This window comes from Williamsia sp. z34, from assembly GCF_059553395.1.
On record NZ_JCANWW010000007.1, the window covers coordinates 16,343 to 36,806 of the forward strand.

At 59.2% G+C, this 20,464-nt stretch carries 16 protein-coding genes and 1 pseudogene; 11 read left to right on the plus strand and 6 right to left on the minus strand.

Annotated elements, in window-relative coordinates; genetic code table 11:
• Positions 1-43 precede the first annotated feature (43 nt).
• The 6 genes and pseudogenes from AC51GT_RS17780 to AC51GT_RS17805 all read left to right on the plus strand — a co-directional run bounded on the left by AC51GT_RS17780 (position 44) and on the right by AC51GT_RS17805 (position 4,524).
• The gene (locus tag AC51GT_RS17780; protein WP_496329616.1) at positions 44-1,642 is read left to right on the plus strand and encodes an N-6 DNA methylase; all 1,599 of its coding nucleotides are present in this window, start codon (positions 44-46) and stop codon (positions 1,640-1,642) included.
• 158 nt (positions 1,643-1,800) lie between these two features.
• A complete protein-coding gene (locus AC51GT_RS17785; protein ID WP_496329617.1) occupies positions 1,801-1,989 on the plus strand; it encodes a transposase in 189 nt (62 codons plus the stop codon).
• A gap of 166 nt (positions 1,990-2,155) precedes the next feature.
• Positions 2,156-2,527 carry an IS3 family transposase gene (locus AC51GT_RS17790; protein ID WP_496329618.1) on the plus strand — a complete coding sequence of 124 codons (372 nt, stop codon included), beginning with the start codon at positions 2,156-2,158 and terminating at the stop codon, positions 2,525-2,527.
• A gap of 282 nt (positions 2,528-2,809) precedes the next feature.
• Complete coding sequence (locus AC51GT_RS17795; RefSeq protein ID WP_496329619.1) at positions 2,810-3,841, plus strand: IS110 family RNA-guided transposase; 1,032 nt, start codon at positions 2,810-2,812, stop codon at positions 3,839-3,841.
• Positions 3,842-4,078: 237 nt separating this feature from the next.
• Positions 4,079-4,231, plus strand: a pseudogene (locus tag AC51GT_RS17800) (IS3-like element ISRhosp1 family transposase); the annotation flags it as partial.
• A gap of 65 nt (positions 4,232-4,296) precedes the next feature.
• Complete coding sequence (locus AC51GT_RS17805; protein WP_496329620.1) at positions 4,297-4,524, plus strand: integrase core domain-containing protein; 228 nt, start codon at positions 4,297-4,299, stop codon at positions 4,522-4,524.
• On the opposite strand, the gene AC51GT_RS17810 is transcribed toward AC51GT_RS17805, so the two are convergent.
• Positions 4,485-4,817, minus strand: coding sequence for a hypothetical protein (locus AC51GT_RS17810; RefSeq protein ID WP_496329621.1), 333 nt, complete (start codon positions 4,815-4,817; stop codon positions 4,485-4,487). The two genes, AC51GT_RS17805 and AC51GT_RS17810, sit on opposite strands and share 40 nt — an antisense overlap.
• Before the next feature lie 261 nt (positions 4,818-5,078).
• Between AC51GT_RS17810 and AC51GT_RS17815 the strand changes: the two genes are divergently transcribed.
• Complete coding sequence (locus AC51GT_RS17815; protein ID WP_496329622.1) at positions 5,079-5,756, plus strand: hypothetical protein; 678 nt, start codon at positions 5,079-5,081, stop codon at positions 5,754-5,756.
• 217 nt (positions 5,757-5,973) lie between these two features.
• The gene (locus tag AC51GT_RS17820) at positions 5,974-6,246 is read left to right on the plus strand and encodes an integrase (RefSeq protein ID WP_496329623.1); all 273 of its coding nucleotides are present in this window, start codon (positions 5,974-5,976) and stop codon (positions 6,244-6,246) included.
• Between the two features lies 1 nt (position 6,247).
• Here AC51GT_RS17820 and AC51GT_RS17825 read toward each other — a convergent pair whose 3' ends face one another.
• Both AC51GT_RS17825 and AC51GT_RS17830 read right to left on the minus strand, forming a co-directional pair.
• Positions 6,248-7,516 (minus strand): McrC family protein, encoded by a 1,269-nt coding sequence (locus tag AC51GT_RS17825; protein WP_496329624.1) that lies wholly within the window; start codon positions 7,514-7,516, stop codon positions 6,248-6,250.
• Positions 7,513-9,582, minus strand: a complete 2,070-nt coding sequence (locus AC51GT_RS17830) for an McrB family protein (RefSeq protein ID WP_496329808.1) — start codon at positions 9,580-9,582, stop codon at positions 7,513-7,515. Before AC51GT_RS17830 ends, AC51GT_RS17825 begins: the two co-directional genes overlap by 4 nt.
• 425 nt (positions 9,583-10,007) lie before the next feature.
• Here AC51GT_RS17830 and AC51GT_RS17835 point away from each other — a divergent pair, with 425 nt between their 5' ends.
• Positions 10,008-10,196, plus strand: a complete 189-nt coding sequence (locus AC51GT_RS17835; RefSeq protein WP_496329625.1) for a hypothetical protein — start codon at positions 10,008-10,010, stop codon at positions 10,194-10,196.
• Positions 10,197-10,399: 203 nt separating this feature from the next.
• Positions 10,400-10,681 carry a hypothetical protein gene (locus AC51GT_RS17840; protein WP_496329626.1) on the plus strand — a complete coding sequence of 94 codons (282 nt, stop codon included), beginning with the start codon at positions 10,400-10,402 and terminating at the stop codon, positions 10,679-10,681.
• Positions 10,682-11,990: 1,309 nt separating this feature from the next.
• On the opposite strand, the gene AC51GT_RS17845 is transcribed toward AC51GT_RS17840, so the two are convergent.
• The 3 genes from AC51GT_RS17845 to AC51GT_RS17855 form a co-directional block, all read right to left on the minus strand.
• Complete coding sequence (locus AC51GT_RS17845) at positions 11,991-13,784, minus strand: alpha/beta hydrolase family protein (protein WP_496329627.1); 1,794 nt, start codon at positions 13,782-13,784, stop codon at positions 11,991-11,993.
• A gap of 524 nt (positions 13,785-14,308) precedes the next feature.
• A complete protein-coding gene (locus tag AC51GT_RS17850; protein WP_496329628.1) occupies positions 14,309-14,638 on the minus strand; it encodes an endonuclease NucS domain-containing protein in 330 nt (109 codons plus the stop codon).
• A 43-nt stretch (positions 14,639-14,681) separates the two neighbouring features.
• Positions 14,682-17,753 (minus strand): DEAD/DEAH box helicase, encoded by a 3,072-nt coding sequence (locus AC51GT_RS17855; protein WP_496329629.1) that lies wholly within the window; start codon positions 17,751-17,753, stop codon positions 14,682-14,684.
• A 119-nt stretch (positions 17,754-17,872) separates the two neighbouring features.
• Here AC51GT_RS17855 and AC51GT_RS17860 point away from each other — a divergent pair, with 119 nt between their 5' ends.
• The gene (locus AC51GT_RS17860; RefSeq protein ID WP_496329630.1) at positions 17,873-20,326 is read left to right on the plus strand and encodes an AAA family ATPase; all 2,454 of its coding nucleotides are present in this window, start codon (positions 17,873-17,875) and stop codon (positions 20,324-20,326) included.
• The last annotated feature ends 138 nt before the right edge of the window (positions 20,327-20,464 follow it).

Here is a 20,464-nt window from a genome sequence, read left to right on the forward strand (position 1 = left end):
GGTGAAGTCCGGACGTGTCGGGGTCTAGTGGACAATCTGAACCATGACGAGATTCGCGGCGAAGGCCGAACCGAGGGGAGCTAAGCTTCGCGGCGGCTACTACACTCCTGAACCGATCGCTCGCTTTGTTGCCGATTGGGTCTTACGTGCGGGTCCCGCGGTGCTTGAGCCGTCCTGTGGCGATGGTGCGATTCTTGCCCACCTGGCCCGGGGAAACGGAACGCAGCCCATGGGTGTCGAATTGTTTCCGGACGAGGCGGAGAAGTCGAGACGTATAGCGGGAGCTGAAGTGGTGCAGTGTGACTTCTTTGCCTGGTTCACACCCGAACACCACGGCAAGTTCGACGGGGTTGCCGGCAATCCTCCCTACATCCGTTTTGGATCGTGGGAGCATGAGGCCCGTGACCGCGCGCTTGAGCTGATGCGATCCGAAGGGCTCCGCCCGTCGAAGCTCACCAATGCGTGGGTGCCCTTCGTAATCGCCTCTATGTTGGCGGTGCGGGAGGGTGGACGTGTAGGTCTTGTATTGCCAGCCGAACTGTTGCAGGTTGGGTACGCCTCGCAACTGCGTTCCTACCTCGTTGACGAATGCAATCGGATTACCCTTGTATCGTTCAAGAAGCTTGTCTTCCCAGGCATCCTGCAGGAAGTCATATTGCTACTTGCAATCAAGGGTGCTGGACCGGCACGGATCAACACTATCGAGGTGCACGACGCGGAAGCGCTTGCGTCTGTCTCCCTTGATAGCACACCCACGCAGGCTCGTCTGCACGAGTCTGAGAAGTGGACAAAATATTACCTAGGTCCCGAAGCAATAGAGCTAGTCCGCCGCTTGCGGGGGGATGGGAAAATGGCGCCTTTAAGCCGTTACGCGGCGGCTAACGTCGGTGTAGTGACTGGCCGCAATTCTTTCTTTTGCCTCACTGAGTCCGAAGCTCATGATCGCGGACTGACCGACTGGACTATTCCACTTCTTGCTCGTAGCGTCCAGATGCAAGGTCTTTCCTTCACTCAAGAGGACCTCGACGCTCAAGCCGTCGCCGGAGCGCGGACGCATCTATTGGCAGTTAAACCGGAAGTCGATATAAAAGAGTTTCCTCAGCTTGCAGATTATGTGGGGATGGGTGAAGACGAAGAAGTGCATACGGGTTACAAGTGCAGAATCCGGAATCATTGGTGGGTGGTTCCCTCGGTGTCAGTTCCGGACGGATTTATGCTCAGGCAGGTCTCGAATCATTTGCGAATCTCCGCGAATGATGCTGGCGCTACGAGCACCGACACGGTCCATCGGGTGTTTACGAAGCCTGGGGTTGACATTCATCGCTTGTCGGCTGCGGCGTTCAACTCTGTAACCTTTGCTATGTCCGAGGTCATGGGGCGCAGTTACGGTGGCGGAATACTGGAGATGGAACCGTCGGAGTGCGCGGAGTTGCCTGTGCCTGACCCTTCGATTGTGCCTGAAGGTCTGAGTGAAAAAGTAGATGAGCTGGTTCGGGTGCAATGCTATGACGAGGCATTGGATCTCGTCGACCAGAACGTTCTCATTGACGGGGCTGGACTTGATGAACGCGACGTCGTCGCGATGCGACAGGTGTGGATACGAATGCGAGATCGAAGACTGGCGCGAGGCAAGCGAGTGTAGTCAGGAGTCAAGGGGACGAGACGTCAAACTCGACAGCGTAAGTGGCGCGTATTAAAGATCGGCCTGGCTACGGGCTGTCAGCTCTGGTCGCGCGAGGTTCCCCCAGATAGTGGACACCGAGATAGCGGGATCAGCGGTCCCGCTGGGAGGATGTTCACATGTCGCGGAAGCGTCGGTCGTTTACGACCGAGTACAAGGTCGATGCAGCGCATCGAGTGATCGATTCAGGTCGATCCATCGCCGAGGTCGCCCGCGACCTCGGCCTCAACGAAGGCTTGCTGGGCCGGTGTGCGGCCGATGAACGCGGCGTCCCGATGCTGCGGGTCAGAGTGGCCAGGAGCCGCTGACGGCCGCGGAGCGTGACGAGCTGGCGCGGTTGCGCCGGCAGGTCTCCCAGCAGGAGAAAGACATCGCGTTCTTGAAAAAAGCGTCGGCGTACTTCGCGGCGAACCATCAACGGTAGAGAAATATGCGTTGATGGCCGCGGAGTGCGCCACCACAGCAATCAGTCGCATGGCCACGCTGCTGGGCGTGTCGGTATCGGGCTACTACAAGCACCTCAAGTCCACGGTGGCAACAGATTTGAGCCCGAAGAAGCAGTGCCGCGAGGAGCTGGGTGTACAGATCGCGTCCATCCATAAAGAGTCGCACGGGGTGTACGGATCGCCTCGAATCACTGCCGAACTGCGCGCAAAGGGCCAGCTGGTCACTGAGAAGACAGTCGCCAAGATGATGGCCGAGCGAGGTATCGCCGGGATCAGCTCGCGCACGTTCTCGCCGCCGACAACGGTGGTCGATCCGTTCGCTACGTTCCCGCCTGATCTGGTCAACCGGGTGTTCGATCAGGGCCGGGTCGATGCGGTCTGGACTTCGGACATCACCTAATGGGGATGTCGGGCTTGGGTCCGACACGACACGCGGACCAGCAGAGGTTCACTGAGATATCACCGATCCGGGTCAGTCTGAGCAGTGAGCTGCCAGCAGGTGATCACTGTACGTGTAGTCACGGACGCTCGCGAGATCTCAAGATAGACGGTGACCCTGCTGGTCGGCTGCAGGAGAGGAGATCGGCTTGTGAGATGCCCGCACCTCGAGTGCTGTCCATTAGGTCGCCGCACCTGTCCTGAGCTCTCTACCGAAAATCCAGGCAGGTGAAGGAGACCGACGATGCCACTGACCTGTGGAGTGGACTGGGCCGAATCCCACCACGACATTGCGCTGATAGATGACAACGGCAGCCTGATTGCACACGAGAGAATCGACACTGGCGCAGCAGGATTCACTCGATTTCTGGCGCTGATCGCCAAACACGGTGGTTCTGCGCAGAGCACGCCGATCGCCATTGAAACCGACAAAAATCTGCTAGTAGTGGCTGCGGCAGAGGCCGGCTTCACCGTGTACCCGATCAACTCACGTGCTGTCGCGCGGTACCGAGAGCGTCATAGTCAGGCCGGACGAAAGTCCGACGCGGGTGATGCGGCAGTCCTCGGCCACATTTTGCGGACAGATCGCCACATCCATCGTCCGCTACCCGTGGTTAGTGAACAGGCCAGAGCAATCAAGGCTTTAGCCCGTCAGCATCAAGGGGCGATCTGGGCACTCCAGCAGACAGTCAGTCGGCTTCGATCAGCGTTGCTTGAGTTCTATCCGCAAGCGTTGCAGTGCTTTCCAAACCTCCAGCTACTGTCTGCTCTGGCAATTCTAGGCGTAGCACCGTCACCAACGAAGGCACGCAATCTGACAAGGCGCCGAGTAGTGGCGAAGTTCAAACAATGCGGACGCCGCAACGACGCAGTCGCGGTTGACCACATTGTGGCGACCCTGCAAGCTGATGCACTGGGCCAACCCCAGCCGATTGAAGATGCGCTGGGCGCCACGGTGGGTAGCTTGGTCGTAATCATCGAGTCCATGCAAAAAGCAGTGGCCGAACTCGAGACACGATTGTCGACTGAGTTCGACACCCATCCGCAATCAAGGATTCTGCGTTCCGCGCCGGGACTGGGTCCGATTCTCGGAGCGCGCCTGCTTGCCGAAATCGGCGATGACCCTGAGCGACTCAGCACTGCAGCGGGCCTAGTGCCTTCGCTGGGACTGCGCCGGTCACCATCGCGTCCGGGCGGTCGCACTACGTCAAAGCGCGCAAAGTCCGCAACAAACGTCTCGGCGATGCCTGCTACTGGTGGGCATTCTCGGCTCTGACGAAGTCCCCGGGTGCTCGTGCCTATTACGACAAGCGCAGAGCCGTCGGTGACCGACACAACGCTGCTCTCCGCAACCTCGCCAACAAGTTGCTCGGCCGCATGTGGTGGTGCCTACGAAACAACGAGCCATGGGACGAGAACGCTGCCTGGCCCAATCAGTACGGCCAGCTGAAACCGGCAGCCGCTTGACGCCTGACCCGCGTGGGATGTCTACTTGACCTGCGGCGAAGGTGGCATGTACCTGTGCGCGATCAAGGATGCGCACTCCAAGAGCGTGCTGGGGTGGGCGATCGCTGATCACACGCCCACCGAGTTGGTCACCGACGCAGTCGAGATGGCAGTGCGGACACGTCGCGGCCGGGTGAAGGGCACGATTGTGCACTCGGGCAGGGGTCCCAATACACCGCTCATGCCATGGCGCAGGCATGTAAACCGCACGGTCTACTGCGGTCGATGGGCCGGACAGGGGTTTGTTGGGACAATGCTGGTGCCGAATCGTTGTGGTCGACGTTCAAACATGAGAACTACTATCGCCACAGTTGTGTCTATAAGGCGGAATTTGTTGCTGCGGTTGATAACTGGATGAGTTGCTACAACCCTGCGAGGCGGCACTCGACGATCGGGATGCTCAGCCCCATCAACTATGAGATGTCACTGACCGCGGACCTGATGGCCGCGTAACCACTCTCCACTATGCGGGGGAACCTCACCACTCGTATGCCGTCGGACAACGCCTCGGGAATAGGAGTGCCGAACTGGGTGGGGATCTGTTGAGCTTTGGTCACCAGAGCGATGTCGAATCGGTACGGGTAGAGCACTTTTCGCGAATGCACTTCGTCTGGCCAGAATGGCGCGTCGAACTCCTTGAGGGGTGTTGCGACTTTGAACAAGTAGAGATCGATCTTGCCGGTGACCCAGAGATCGCGCTTGGCACGCGGCCCATGTTGGAAGGTCCCGGCTATCGGGCCTGCCACTGAGACTGATTGGCGACAGAGTCATTCACTCTTGAACACTCAACCCGCAGACCGCGTCGACGATGTTTGCGCTCGACTGATGCTTCGCGCTTTCGACAGGCATTGCCGCTTGACAGATTCTGGGATTTGACATCGTGGTCCACGATGTCATGCCCCCCCTCTTCGAAGGCACCAAGACTCCGGGCCGGTCAGTCAGTGGTCTGTGTAAGAATCTGCACGTTGACGCCTCGTCAACACCGCGAGCGTCGAAGTGAGGGCACAATGGCAAAGTCGATCCCGTCAAAGACACCGGATGCTGTGGCTGGTCATTCCCTGATGATGAGAGCGCTCGATTCGGCGTTGAAGCAAGCGGACAAGGCTGCGACGCCACTGGTCGAGGGAGTGCGAAGACGAAACCCGGATGCGGACGATGTGGGCGTTGTGAAACGCCTGGATAAATACTTCCTGTCGACCGTTGGCTCCTCCGGCGCCGCGACAGGTGCCAGCGCGGCGATCCCTGCAGTGGGCACGATGACGTCTCTCGGCCTCGCGGCCGGCGACAGCACACTGTTTCTGTCCACTGCTGCGACCTACGTTTTGGCTGTGTCGAAAGTCCACCACGCACAGCCCGCCGAACTCGAGCACCAGAGGGCGCTAGTTCTGGCCGTTCTTATGGGAAGTAGTGGCTCTGCTACCGTGACTAAAATCGCCGGCCGGACAGGTGGCTACTGGGGTAAGACGCTTGCAAACGCTGTGCCGCTGAGCAGTATCAAGGCCGTTAACAAGGTCCTCGGCCCGCATTTTGTCACACGCTATGGAACCAAAACAGGAATCTTAGTTCTGGGCAAAGCGATGCCGTTTGGGGTCGGGGCCGTCCTCGGAGGTGGCGGAAACCTCGCGATGGCGGGCTTCGTGATTAAGTCCACGCGTGCAGCGTTCGGTCCGCTATCCCTCGCGTAGGCTGCACGGCTAGCGAATTGGCCGCTCATTGCCTGTCAGTGGTCACGTAATTCCCCAGGTTGATGGGGTTGTCCGTCACGTAATTCCCCACCGGGCCATCACGTAATTCCCCACCCTGGGGTGTGTCGGCCCGGTTCGGGCGCTGCCACAGGTTCGCTTCTTGCAGGGTCTCCTACCCGGCCTGAAGGGGCCCGTGGTGGCAAGGAGGACGCGGGCGATGACCGATTTGATGGAGTTGTTCCGGCATTGGCATGGCGGCCGGTCCCAGGTGCAGATCCTGGCGGCGTTGGGGATCGACCGCAAACCGATCCGCAAATATTTAGCGCCGGCGATCGCGGCCGGTAAGACCCCCGGCAATGGTGAGCGGGTCGAGGAGCAGGTCTGCCGGGAGCTGGTCGCGGGCTTGTTCCCGGAGGTGGTCGATCCGGCGATGCGGGCGGTGACCGGCCCGCGATCGCAGCGCACCACGATTGGATCAAAGCCCAGTTAGGTCAAAGTCCATCCTCTGCTCCGAGCCAACGGTTGAGGGCATGCTGGAAGAAGTGGAGGGGCGCAGGGTCGCCGCCTGAGAGTGCGGCGATTACGCCCCGAATTGGTAGCGGGAGTACATGTACCTCTGCTACGAGGCGACCATCTGGTTGGAATCGGATCGTTCGGGGAGTTGCTGACCCCATGCTGGGATGAATCAGCATGGAGCGAGGGACTGGACCCCATCCGGGGTAGGCCTGAGCGTACGCCGTGAGTTGGTACAAATCGTTCAGGGAGAGTCCTTTAGCGTCGTAGAGTTTGTATTTGGCGTCGATGGAACAGGAGCGGTAGCCGTCAGAAATGCGCATGTCAGGATGTATTGCGAAAGTGCCGACATCGGATCTGAAGACATTCGAATCGTCGAACGGACTGAGTGCCACGAAACCTGCGGGTAGTGACTGCTGAACTAAGGCGGCGACGAAACGTTCGAATAGTAGATTCATCTCGACCAGGAATGCTAGACCGGAGTTCTGTCCAGCGTCGAACATCTTGTCTAGGAAGCTATTCTCTAACACCGCTAGCGACCAAGTCAGTGCGGTTCGGTAGCGTTCGTTGCCACGGTCATATTGCAATGTACGCCGAACGACTTCTGGACTCGGCGGTGGGCTAGGCGCGGCCCCGACGAAGTCCTCGTAGGTGCGGCAGATCGCGGCTCGCCGCTGGGGGTTAGACGTCAGACGACGAGCGACCTCCAATGCAGCTGACGTAACCTGATTCTCGAGGATGTCCGTGTCGAACTCTTCGTAGTTGCACGCAAGGGTGTCGAGTACGCCGAACTTTCGTAGCGCCTGTTCTCTAATATTGAGCCGGCCTCGAATGTACGGAAGATCATTCTGGGCCGGCCTGTAGCCAGCGAGTAGACCTTGACGGTGAACGACGTTCGCAGCATCGGTCAGAAATCGCGCTAGTAGTTCGGGTAACGAGTCGGTTTTTCCTGGTGAATGCAGATTGTGGAGCGAGTCGAGAACATCGTGCGAGTTTCCCTCTGCGACAGCCATCATCGCGAGTACATCGAGTTCGCTTCCGGCGAGTTTCGGGACCACCCTCACCGGCCCAACCCCGGGAACATCAACGGACCCGACCCACTGCGAGGCAGTAACTTCGACACGGTCCGCTGCTAACCAGCGCAGCTTGATCTTGTTCTTGAGTCGGTCAGTAGTCGCCGTCATTTCGTGCTGGCGTGAAGGCTGGACCTCGAAAACGTCGCTCTCGTACTCAGTCAGCGTCCTCATAGAGGGTCGGTGACCCCGTATTCGGCAGCGAGCAGTTCCACCAGTTGTTCGTCATCCACCGGGACCAAACGCTGCCCCGGGGCATCGACGAGCGAATGTCCAAGGAACTGTGCAAGCTGCGCATAGTCATCGTAAGCAAGTTCCTGCAGCAGAGGAATCACCTCAAGGCGAATGACCTGTGCGAATTCGGCAGGGTCACTGATGGGTTCGCCTTTGTGCATGAAATAGGCGTGACCGATTTGCCGGTCGCGGCCGACGTGTGCGGTGATTCTTTTATTTAGATCATCAAGAAACAGATCCAGCGCCAGAGTAAGCGAACCATAGGATGCTTGGCCCTCAAGCATCGAAGAGTCCGGCAGTATCTCCTGGAACGCAAACCTCCGACGCAGTGCGGCGTCTAGAGTTCGGATGGATCGGTCTGCAGTATTCATGGTGCCGATGATCAGTAGGTTCTCGGGCACCGAGAACCTCTCCTGACTCGTTGGTAGCAAGACCTCGGTGCCCCGTTTATCGGCCTCGATGACTGTAATAAGTTCCCCAAAAACGCGTGGAAGGTTTGCGCGATTGATTTCATCAATAATCAGAAAGAATGTCATATCTGGAGATTTTGCTGCTTCTGAGCAAACGTTCTTAAAGACTCCATCGATACGAGAAAGCCGCAGTCCGCCGAAATCGCTCTTGTCCTCAATCGGGCGGTACCCTTCAACGAACTCCTCGTATGTGTAGGACGCATGGAAGGTGAGTGGTGTCACCGATCCGGGGGTACTTCCTTCGCTATGTTGGTTGCTGTACCACCGGGCAAAGCGCATTGCGCTGTACGTCTTCCCTGTTCCTGGTGGACCGTAGAGGATGAGTTGCTTCTTTCGAGCCAATGCTTTGGCCCACTGGGCGTATCGGATTTCCTCTGCGTCGGTGTACTCAGGAAGGTCGACGGATTCGTACTGCGAGGCCAAATCTGTTCCGTCTATTCCGAGGATGCGGGCGACATCCTTTGCTTTCAAGAGTTGAAAAGTGCTGCGCCACCCTCCGAAGCCTGGATCAAGCTTCCGGGCATGAGTGGTGTCCCAGTCGACTGAGACTGTGTGCCGATACTGTTCGCGATCAGGTAAGTATTGGTATCCGTCGGCACGAACGGTTCCGACGCCGAGAATTTCCGTAGTGCCTCTGTTTGCCACTACATGGTTTCCCGGCTGCAGGTTTCGAAACTTCCAGATGTTCTTTGCGGCTAGAAGGTTCTGACGTTCGGTGTTCTGTGGGTATGTACGTGCGAAGGCCTCTGAGAACTCATCGAAAGTGCCGTACTGGGACAGATCGCCAAGCTCGTCCCAGCCGATGCAGATGTATTCCCCGTCTAAGCAGTCTTGCCACGCAGACGCTTGTTCACCTGGGGAAACTTTGAGATAGACGCTCGACTCTGTCCGGTTACCCCGACCTCGTGCGGCGGGCGGTTGCCAACCCTCCAGGAGTATCATTCGTTGGAATCCGTCTACGGAGGCAAGATCTGGATAGGCGCGCAATGCAGCGTTAAGGGCCCTGTTGAGGGCTAACGGGGACTGTTCGGGTTCAATCCCGATTGCACTCGCATAGTGCCTCAACCGGGATTCCGCAAACACCGGCAGGATTTCATCGGGGAAGTAGATGTGCAGTGCCTTCAGGACGACCATGGGCCACACCCCGGCGACGCGTAATGTCGCCGCCTCGCCCCACTCGCCAGCCGCGGCGAGCTCAAACAGTGTGGTGAAGTCGGATCGAATCTTCGCCCACGCTTCGTCGAGAGAGGCGAAGATCTTCGGGAACTTCCAGTCTCCGTCGTTGTGGTAGAAGATCCCGAACTTGTAGGCACTACCTCCTGAAATGCTACCGATCTGCTTGGTTGCGGTTTCGAGCTCGTAGCTGAAACTCTGCTTCGAATTCTTCGTCCCGAGGGCGTAGCGATCTAGGTCGAGAGCGGGCCAATCAGCTAACGGAAACCGCGTCACCACTGACTCGCGCATAGCTGCAATGGTTTGCAGATCGCTCTCTGAACAATGATGTAGTCCATCGGCGATTGCGTCCTGCAGTTCCACCGTCAACTTTTCTCCTGCGTTTCGACGAGTAATTCAATCGGATAGTGCCCGGACTACTCTTTGGCTTCTGCTTATGTAGCACTGTCCACGGAACTAGGCTAAGGGCACGGATAGCCAGATTCGTGCTCGAAGGGAACCAGTCGGTATGAACGCCGTTCGGATGGTTATCCGAGACTCATCGTCACGAGGCTTCCTTCAACCGCGTCAGAGGATCGAGCGCGGTAAGTGAAGCGTCGTTGACGCTGGAGTCGCCATCTTCCATCCCTTCCAGCGTTCAAGTCCCGGCCCGCCCCTGAGCCAAGATGGCCCTCAGATACTTGTACCACCCGAACAGCGACATGTGCCGTCGTCGATTCGGATGAAATCATTCGATTGACGAAGGACTTTCACTGCTGGATGTCACTGTGATCGGTGATGATGGTGCGATGAGTAGAGATGCCTGCGACACCCTTGTCGACGCCGTCCAGCGCGCGAAGCTGGGGTTGACGTTAACGCTCGTGACGGTGATCGTGCCGAGTGTTGGCGCCAGCCGCGACGTGATGAATTATCTGGCTCGGGGAGGGGGACTTGCAAACACTCGCGTTGTGACGATCGCACAGGTGGTCGACGACTAGCTGCGCCAGTTCTCGCACCGAGGCTTCCGCTGGATTACCCGCTACTCGAAGCATCAGTCCAGAAAGTGTGGCTGCGCAGCCCGGACTCTTCGTCGACATAGCCGACCAACCGATCACCGCACAGGCGATCGCGGGCGCTTCCTTGGAGGTCGCCGGCCAGGCGAATCCGACTGTTAGAGAACCCGACTCAACTCGTCCAGGACATGCTCCGAGTGCACGCGTTGGCGGTGGATGCGCTCAAGACCGACTACTACTTGCCGCACGAGGCGTACGCGGTGGCGAAGGAAGGGCTCGGCGCGATCGTTGTGTTCCAGCCCTGCGAGGCGGAGCCGGCAGCGCTCGAGATCCTTCGGTCGATGCAGAGCCGCGGCGAGACGGTCGAAGGCAACTCCGACGTCACCGGGACCATGGTCGTCCACACCTCAGACGCTGACGGTGAGGTGCGTGTGCCCGCCGTCTCGGATCGTCCGCGAACATCTGTCTGAAGGCACACTAGGCCACCGCATCGGCGTCTTCTACGGCACTGACGACCCTTACCTTCATCTGATCCACGAGCACTTCACCAACGGGAACATCGTGTTCTCCGGGTCTGATTGCGATTCATTGGTCGACCGACCGCTGGCGCGGTCGCTCCTTGAACTCTTGCAACTCGACCTGGACCTCATGCCTCGCCGGGAGCTGCTTTCCATCTTGGCCGAACGATCACTGAAGCGGCCAGAACTGAGCGGTGATCCGATGTCGTTGCGGCAGCTCGACCTACTGACACGCAAACACGTTCCGACAGTTGGCGGCGCTGACTGGGATCGGCTGGCGCAGCTGGATCCGAGTGATAAGCGATACGACCAAGCTCAGGTGCTGCACCGCTTCGTTGAAAGCCTGCGACGAGAACTCCTCCAAATTGGATCAGCTCCGTCTGGGCAGACGCCGCCGAACTCCTACTCGGCTTCGTTCAACAGCGGTTCACCACTACGTCACGGGCGACGATGACTCGACCGCAACAGACGCAGAGTCGATCCGACAGATTTGCCAGGACCTCCATGCGATGGACGGAGTCGCAACGGCCCCCACCATGGATCGTGTTGTCGACGCCCTGACCGTCCGGATCGGTCGGGTCACGCGGACCGTCGGCCGGTCGGGAACCGGAGTGTCCATGGACCGGTCAGCGCCGGTGTTGGTGTTGGTCGGGACCTCGATGTATGCATCGTCATGGGTATGGCGGAAGGCATCGTGCCGGCCCGACGACGGGAGGATCCGCTGCTGCCGGCAGAGCTTACCGGCCGCACGCTTGCCGAGGACATTACTGGACAACAGCGGCAACTGTCAGAGACCACCAGCATCCGGGGAGACCCGCCCTCGTTGGCCGTGCCACACGGGTAGGGAATTTCGGTGAGCAAAACAAGGGAATCTCGATGAGCGCCGTCACGTTGCCGGCGGCGCCGGTGGTTGTGGCAAGACCCCGAGAGTCGGGACCTGCCAGAGGCAGTGTGGCCTGATAGTCGCGTTGTCCTCGTAGAGGGCGAAGACTCCGAGACAGAGCCCGCAATTGTCGGTACTGGCCACGTCGTGCCAGAAACTACCCTCGATCTACTACTGACGCCGTTGGCTTCTGCCTGAGCGCCTAAGTCACACGGCCACGGGCGCCAACACCGGCGGCGAAAGAATGACTTGCAGCTCGAAATTCTTCTCAGCTCGGCCTGGAGCCGTTCGGAGGGTTGTATCCGCCGTAGCCGTCTTGACCGAGTGTTCATAGAGGCACTGTTGTAAGCGTCGAAGAGCCTTTTTAGGCCTAGAACGTTACTCTAAAACGAGCTGGGGGGTGGCGGCTGGCGTGAGGTTGTTCGCTTCCATGAACGTGATGAGGTTCTGTGCGAGGTCACGCTCCGAAATCAACGCCGAAAGCGACCGAGACTTACTGTCGCTGATCGCTTCCACTGTATTTATTTGAGCCGATAGCTCTGCGGCGGCCGCAGATGCTTTCAACCAGATCGCGTCGTCGAACTCGTGCCCGAGGCTCTTTTGCGCATAGGCGACTGCCGTAGCCAACAGCAGTTGCCCGGAGTTCAATTGGCCTCTTTCGCCTCGTCCGCCAACAGCGGCGGCGGTGGTGATGGCAGCGCCTGTGCTAGCGATACCGCCGATCGCAGCAAGTCCGCCGACCATTCCACCTGGCCCAAGCGCCGCCAACCCGCCCGTCAACGCTGCGGCGCCCGCCGCGCCTGCTGGCGCTAGTGCAATGAGGCTGTACGGCGCTATCGCGATTACAGCGACTCCGGCAGCTGCAAATGCGATGCGTCCCCAGTTGGCTCCAGGTTTGGTCATCTTTGTGATCGATTCATTGAACACGCGAACGATCGATCGGAGTTCGGGACCGAACGAGGTCGATTGCCCCGCCTTTTCGCTGATTATGGGCAGAGCTTTGAACGCTGCATCGTCAATATCAATTTCGAAGGGTGCGATCAAGTCGCTGAGAGCGAGAATGGTGAGCTGTTCGATCAGCCCAGCGACCGTCCAGTGATTGGGGATCTTGGGCGTGTCGCCTTCAGCGAGCTTATGGAGTTCACGCGGGAGCGGAATGCCGTTTGCGTCGGCGTCCCAGACTTGGGCTACTAGATCAGCCCGCTTAATGCGGATGGCCTCCGAGTATCGCGCGCTAACCTTCTTGTCGTTGATCGAGTCACGCACTGCATACCGGAAGTGCAACTCGAGGATCAGCGCAGCCACGTCGTCGGTCAGCGCTGTGGTGACTCTCGTTGTGCGGCGAGGGGTCCTGGACGATTGATGAAACGCCGTTCCGACAGCCCGTGCGACGGCTGTGTTTCGCAGGTAGGACTTCGAGCGGTGCCCAGCCGCGCCGATGTCGACGCGGAAGTCTTGAACGTCTGCGAACACTCCGGCGAGTCCACGAGCGCGCGTCACCGGGTCTCGTGGACTGAAAAAGTTCAGCCATGAGTTTGTTGACTTATAGGGAAAGTTCCCGATGAGCTCCCTTCGTGATGCCGCGAAGAGCGCGGTGTTGGCTGGACTGCCGATGGTGACAACACGTCGAACGACGATGTCTTTCGGAAGCCGAGTAATGAGGTCGACTGTTACTACGCTCCCCAGGCTGTGGCCGACGATGACGATCTCCCCCCGCTCAGGGAGCTGAGACAGCACACGTTGCAGAACAGCTCCGCGCATGCCCTTCTGGTACACATAAGCTTCAATCTGATGGATCTCGTTCGCAAAAAGCTTGTTGGGTAGCGCTTTCGCCAATCCGCCTAGTGCTGCATGTGACGGGTCTAGGTCCAGAAGTGGAAACCCGATACTTTGCACAGAGGGGTCCGCGCCGACTGCCCTGGCGGCCTCGATCTGTCGATTCAAGAACTTTGCACGCTCAGACGAGACGTCAGCTTTCTCGCCTTGCGCGGTCGGCTTCGGAACCGCGGCGTTTGCATCCGGTGACGACAAGATGTCGGAATAGGAGGGTGCGATAACGTCGACTTCGTCGACTGCGGTGAGCCCTTGGGCTACGAGGCTGTCATTCAGTGCACTGAGCCATCCGTGGTCGCCATCGCCATCACCGACTCCGTGTAAGTAGACGAGCTTCATCCAAATGCCTTTCCGTCTCTTGATATCAACACCGTCGTTGCGTCGCTCAGCCTAGCGACTTCGTCCGACACACCAGCGTGCTCGAGGGCAGTCCCGCTCGCACCTGAGACCGCGCCAATTCAAACTCGCTGGCCCCAATTCATTAGTACGGTTGTATCGCAGATACTAGAACGTGACATTGGTTCGCGAAGTTCGGCCCGCCCGGATTGTCGGACTGGTAGGGGAAGATCGTCGACTGTAAGTAGTCCATCGGCAACCGATCTCGTCGAAGCGGTCTCCGCCTCGAAGGTTGGCGACCCCCTGCAGCGACGTGACGAGCAACTTAGCCCCGGCCTTTCATCTCGATATGCGCTGATCGCTTCTGCTGTTGTATGGCAGTACTTTTCGTGACGTAGGCAGGCGGGTTGCCGGGTGGCGGTGCCGGTGAGTGGGTCTTCGGGTCCTTGGATCGCTATGCAACTGCGACTGCGAGAAAAGGGCATCACTGACCTTCCCGACCGCCCGCAGGCAAGCCAGATCAGATGTCACCTACTTGTGCAGCAGTCCCGTACGTCATCGTTCGATAGATCTTGAACCCACGAGCCGTAGCCCAGGATCTGGGCAACTACGTCCCTCGGTGTCTTGTCTCGCTTAAGCTCAATTACGTGCAAGTACCCATCGCCATCGATACCTAAAAGATCGATCTGCTTGCCGTGTGCGGTGATCACCCGACGTCCGATGATCATCAACTGCCGGCCAAGCATCGCCGGGTCAGATTCTATGATTACTTCAAGGCGCGACTCTAGCGGCATAGACGATGGCAAGACTCGCTTGGCCTCGCCTTCTACCCGCCACAACGCGATTTCTGCTGACATACACCTCTCGTGCTAAGTGTTCCCAATCTCATTGGAGGGTATGCTAACTCGCAATCACCGACCCACTAGCGAACACATCGGCTGGCATCGGTCGCTGTAGATTCCACGTGATTGCGATCGGACGTTCACCCTGATGGCTGACGAGGTCAACGGGGCCGAGGAAGATGAATGGCTCCGCGCCGATGTCGCCGTTAGGTCGGTCCCGGACGAACAACAGCACCCGCCCGTTCTCGCCGCTCGCACCGAGTAGACGTTTACCAAGTTTCGACTGGACTGTGGTGTTGTTCGGGGACTCCCAGTGGAACGTCTCGCGGGAGATCGGGAAGTCGCGGTACATGGTGGTGGGGCTGAACTGACCTTCGTCCTTGTGGAGATTGACGAACAACGCTCCCGTTGCCCCGTCGTCCGTCCATACGACACCGCTCGCCTGGCCGTATGCCTTGCGCGTCAACGAAGCCCACCCAATAGCAGCGAGCACCTCCTCGCGTCGATAGTGCACATGGGTGAAGAGTGGAAGGTCGTTGGCATCCATGGGTTTGGGTACGTGCTTGATCTGGTCGGTAGTGACATCGAGGATTTGACCGATTTCGTCGCAGATCGCTGGATTGGACTGCAAGTGCTGCAGGCCGGCGTCGTAGTCCTCGTGGTTGCTGCGATCTGGCCACAGCAGGAAGAACAGCATGCGCGCATACGCCTGTTCGCGGGACGACAGTTCGCGATATCGGGGGCCGCCGGGTTGTGCGAGTTTCCGGTACACCATGGCGCGTTCGAGGTCGTCGACGTGCGTGACGATCCGAATCCGTCGGAGCAAGGCCTCCTCGCCGGGACCCGGAGCAGGCGTGGGCAAATGTGCATCGCGGGCCAGTGCGGTCCACGATTTGCCGGCGGTGCCACCATAAACATCTACGAGGTCGTGGCCAGATTCCGTGAGGTATTCCTGCAGCGTGTGAGGGTTGTGCGAGGCAATGCTGGCGACGAGATCGGCGCGTCGGTTAAGTCGAATCGTGTGCCGAATGCTCTCGGTGATGATCTCCTGGGACACCTTATCGAGGACCAACCGGCTGCCGCCAGGAAGAAACGGGAAGTCTTCGCTGATTTCGCTAAGCAATCGTCCGCGGCTGGACCCGGTGAGCGCCTGAAACTTATTCTCGAACCGGAACTCTCGGCGTTGCTGGCCGATGAAATCGAGGACAGTCAGGACTGCTTTGGTCTTGGTGCGTCGAAGCCCGCGTCCTAGCTGTTGCAAGAAGATAGTTGCGCTTTGCGTTGGGCGCAGGAGTAACAGGGTGTCGACATCAGGGATGTCGAGCCCTTCGTTGAAGACGTCCACCCCGAACAAGCATTGGACGGTCCCAGCTCGGAGCTTGGCGAACGCTTCTGCACGCGCGACAGGACTGGTGTCTGCGGATACTGCTAGCGACTCCACTCCTTGTTGTGTGAATCTGTGTGCCATGAACTCCGCGTGCGCAATTGACACGCAGAATCCGAGCGCGCGCATGGCGGTCGGGTCGCTGACCTTGTCGCTCAGCGCTTGTAGAACTAACCGGACGCGAGCGTCGGTGCTGGTATAGAGGTTTGAAAGCCCGCTGATGTTGTAGTTGCCGCGTGACCACGTAATCGAACGCAGGTCGGTGTTGTCGGCTACACCGTAATAGTGGAACGGGCACAGCAGGTCTTGTTCGAGTGCGTCCCAGAGCCGGAGCTCGTAGGCGATTCGGCCGTCGAACCACGAAAAGACATCACGGCCGTCAGTGCGCTCTGGTGTGGCTGTCAGACCGAGAAGCTCTGTGGGCTGGACGTGGTTGAGGAGTCGCTTGTAGGTCGCGGCTTCAGCGTGGTGGAATTCATCCACCACAACGACTTTGAATTGCGTTGGATTGATACCGTCGAGTACCTTCGAATGAAGTGACTGGATGCTGGCGAACACGTGTTTCCACTGAGTTGGTCGTTCCCCGCCGACATACAGTTCGCCAAAGTTAGCGTCAGCGAGTACTTCTCGGTACATGCGCAACGATTGTTCGAGGATCTCCCTGCGGTGGGCCACAAAAAGGAGCGGAAGCCGCTCGCCTGCGCGCTCGCACAAACTCCGGTAGTCCAGCGCGGCGACAACGGTCTTGCCGGTTCCGGTCGCCGCGACCACGAGATTGCGGTGGCGGTTGTGCACCTGCCGTTCAACGTCGAGGGCTTCGAGAATCCGTTCTTGGTGCGGGTAGGGCCTGACGTCGAGTCCGGACACGGTCAGTGTCTGCCGACCCTGGGAGTTGCCGCCAGCTTCGGCCAACGCGCGGTCGAGAAGATCTGCGTCGGTGGCCGGGTCGTAGTCTTTGAAAGCTGGGTCATTCCAATAGGTGTCGAAGGTGGCCTCAAACTTGCGCACCAGCGATGGTGTGCTGACCCCCGAGATCCGAACGTTCCACTCGAGACCATCGACCATCGCCGAGCGTGACAGGTTGGAACTTCCTACGTAACCGGTGTCGAAGCCGCTGAGGCGACGGAAGAGCCAGGCTTTGGCGTGTAGTCGGGTGGAGGCGGTTTCGTATCGAATCTTGACGTGCGCTCCGTACTTCGTCACCAGGGTGTCCAGCGCACGTCGCTCGGTGGCACCGCGGTAGGTGGTGGTGAGGACTCGCGGCTGTATCCCGCGCTGGCGAAGAGCCGCAAGTTGCTGACCCAGAACCGAGATGCCGGCGAAGCGGATAAACGCACAGAGCAGGTCCACGCTGTCCGCGCTCGCGAGCTCATGGGCGATCTCTCCGGCCATGTTTGGCTCGCCCTTGGTGTTGGTGAGGAGGGCGACCTCCGAGAGCGGTGTGGCTGGGCGCTGCAGCTTCGGTTCGTCTGCCTCCCGGAGGGCCACGAGCAACTCAGGCCGTAGAACCTCGTCCGTCTGATCGAGCTGACCAAGGAACTCGTTAGCCCGGGCGACTTGATCGGTCGGCTTGAGGGCACCGAGATGTCGAACGAGAGCCTCGGCAAGGTGCCGGCTCAAGATCGTTGGGACGTCACCATCGCTGATATCAGCGAAATCGGGAGAGAGTGATTGGGAGCCCAGGTCTGCGTCGACCCGCCGCGTGTGGAGCAACTCGTAAATACCGCGGGGGAGAGGTTCGTTCACTCTTGGAGTAGATCACGAGGGTCTGACGAACTGTGACGTACCACCCGGGAATCCGTATCGAGTCCCAACGTCGGATACATCTGCGAGAGTGGCAATTCAGATCACTTGGAGGAGCCTCGATGATAGAACCGACGTCGGCCGCAGAGCAGTCATTGATTGAGATTGTGTGGGATCTCTTGGATGCTGATCCGACGCTGGAAGAGCACGTGAAGTACGCCGTAATCGGCGCGCTCGACAGCGACTACGCGCTGCAGGAGCAAATCGACGGAACGGCTGCCCCCGCCGAACGACCGGACAGTGACGCAGCGGAGTTTGTCCAACCCGTCGGCGCCTACCTGAAGTCGATTTCGGTTGCGGGGTTTCGAGGAATCGGCCCGCGAGCCACCCTCGATGTTTCGCCGTATCCCGGCATCACTGTGATCAGTGGTCGAAATGGTTCCGGAAAGTCCAGCTTTGCTGAAGGTTTGGAGTTCGCGCTCACTGGGCAGAGCTACCGGTGGCGCAACAAGCGCGCGAAAATGTGGGCCGACAGTTGGCGAAACCTGCATCAAGGCACGCCGTGTGAGGTGCGGGTCGAGTTCGCGGTACCGGACTCGAAGGTCACCACAGTCGGCGTCGACTGGTCCGATGACGCACAGCTCGACAGCAGCGACACCTGGACTCAGGTCGCCGGCGCCAAACGGGAGCCTGGTACCACCAGTCTGGGGTGGTCGACCGCACTCGATATCTATCGGCCGATCCTGACCTACGACGAGATCGGTGCGCTGCTCGATCAAGAGCCCTCGAAACTGTACGACAAGCTGGCGACACTCCTTGGCCTCGAAGAGGTCCAGGACGCGGAGCAGCGTCTGGCGGACCTTCTGAAGGAACGAAAGCAACCGCGGATTCAGGCTTCTGACGCGTTGAAGGTGTTGAAGAATGCCCTCGAAAAAGCTAATGACCCACGGGCAGTCGAGGCCGCGAAACTGGTGAAGAAGCGACGTCCTGAACTCGATGCAATTGCGAAATTGGTGAGTGGCGCCGATTCGCCACAAACAGTCACATTGGCGAGGCTTCGCCAGATTGCCGAAATCCAGGTGCCTGATCTCGACGCCGTTGCAGCAGCGACATCGTCCCTCCGAGAGTGCGAATCACGGGTCCTCGAATTGGCGGATCAGGCGCTTGCTACCGCTGAACAGCGGTCAGCGCTGCTGCGGCTTGCGTTGGCATACCGCGAGACGGGCGACGACGAGCATTGCCCCGTCTGCGGTGTCGGGACGCTCGACACCGCATGGGAGGAACACACGCGCAGGTTCCTTACGGCAGAGGATGAGCGGCTTGGTGACTATCGAACTGCGCAGGAAGACCTGAAGGCGGCGCGTAAGGGGGCGAGCGCGCTGGTAGCTGGGTTAGTGGATGTCGTCGCGATTGATGGAGTCTCGCTGCCATCCGTGCATGCCTACGCGACCGCGTTAGCAGTTGCGCGAGCGGTGCCGGCAGACTCGGGCAGCCTCGCCGAGCACCTGGATTCCGTGATGTCACCCGTTGCTGAGGCTCTCATCCTGCTTCAGGCCGAGGCGTTTGCGGCTTTTGCGACTCTCGAAGATGAGTGGGCGCCCGTCGCGGCGAAGATCAATGGTTGGTTGAGTTTGGAGCAGACGGCTCGGGGCAGCGACGACGTTGTCGCTCAGCTCGACGCCGCCAAGAAGTGGGTCACTGCCAACGCAAACACACTGCGCAATCAGCGTATGGAACCGATAGCTGATCGTGCGCGAGAGATCTGGTCGCAGTTGCGCCAGGAGAGCAACGTTGATATCAGCTCAATTACGCTGCACGGACAGCGGACTCACCGTAAGGCAGTCCTCGAAGGAAGTGTCGACGGTAAGCCGGCGGCCGCCTTGACAGTGATGAGTCAGGGGGAGTTGCATGCGCTGGCCCTGGCGTTGTTCATTCCGCGGGCAGCTGCGCAGGCAAGCCCGTTCCGTTTCATTGTTCTGGACGATCCCATCCAAGCGATGGATCCGGCCAAGATCGAAGGCTTCATCAACGTTCTACGCACGCTGGCCGAGACCAGACAGGTGATCGTGTTTTCACACGACGACCGGCTCGCCGCATCCATTCGCCAACTAGGAGTCCCTGCTCAGCTACTTGAGGTCACCCGGGAAGCGGGCTCCTCCATCTCGGTCAAATCAGCGGAGAACCCGGCGACTAGGTACGCTACCGACGCGTTCGTTCTGGTGGCCGATGAGAACGTTGACGACGAAATCAAGCGACGTGCGGTGCCGGGTCTGTTCCGGCTTGCGCTGGAATCCGCTGCCCAGCAGGTGTTCTACGCGAAATGTGCGGCTGCGGGCGAGTCACACGGTGAATCGGAAGTTGTGTGGGAGACGTGCAAAAAGACCAATCAGCGAGTCGCGTTGGCACTTCAAGGGGACGCCACGGGTGATATCTCGGGCTGGCGGAGCTATCGGCCGCATCGTTTCCCGGCGCTGAGCATCAGCAACAGGGGCTCGCACGGCAATATCGGTAGCATCACAAAAGATGATGTGAGTAGCCTCCGTAAGACGGTCGACGATATTCTGGCCGAAGTATGACGAGTAATGCTGTGGCGCAGCTGTTGCGGGAGTCCGAGCGAATCCTTGACGGGGCCGCTGGACCGAGTTCCGGCAACTCAGCACGCCTCGCCGCATTTGTCGCACGGCAGGCCGTAGAGACGTTGGTCGATGTACGGC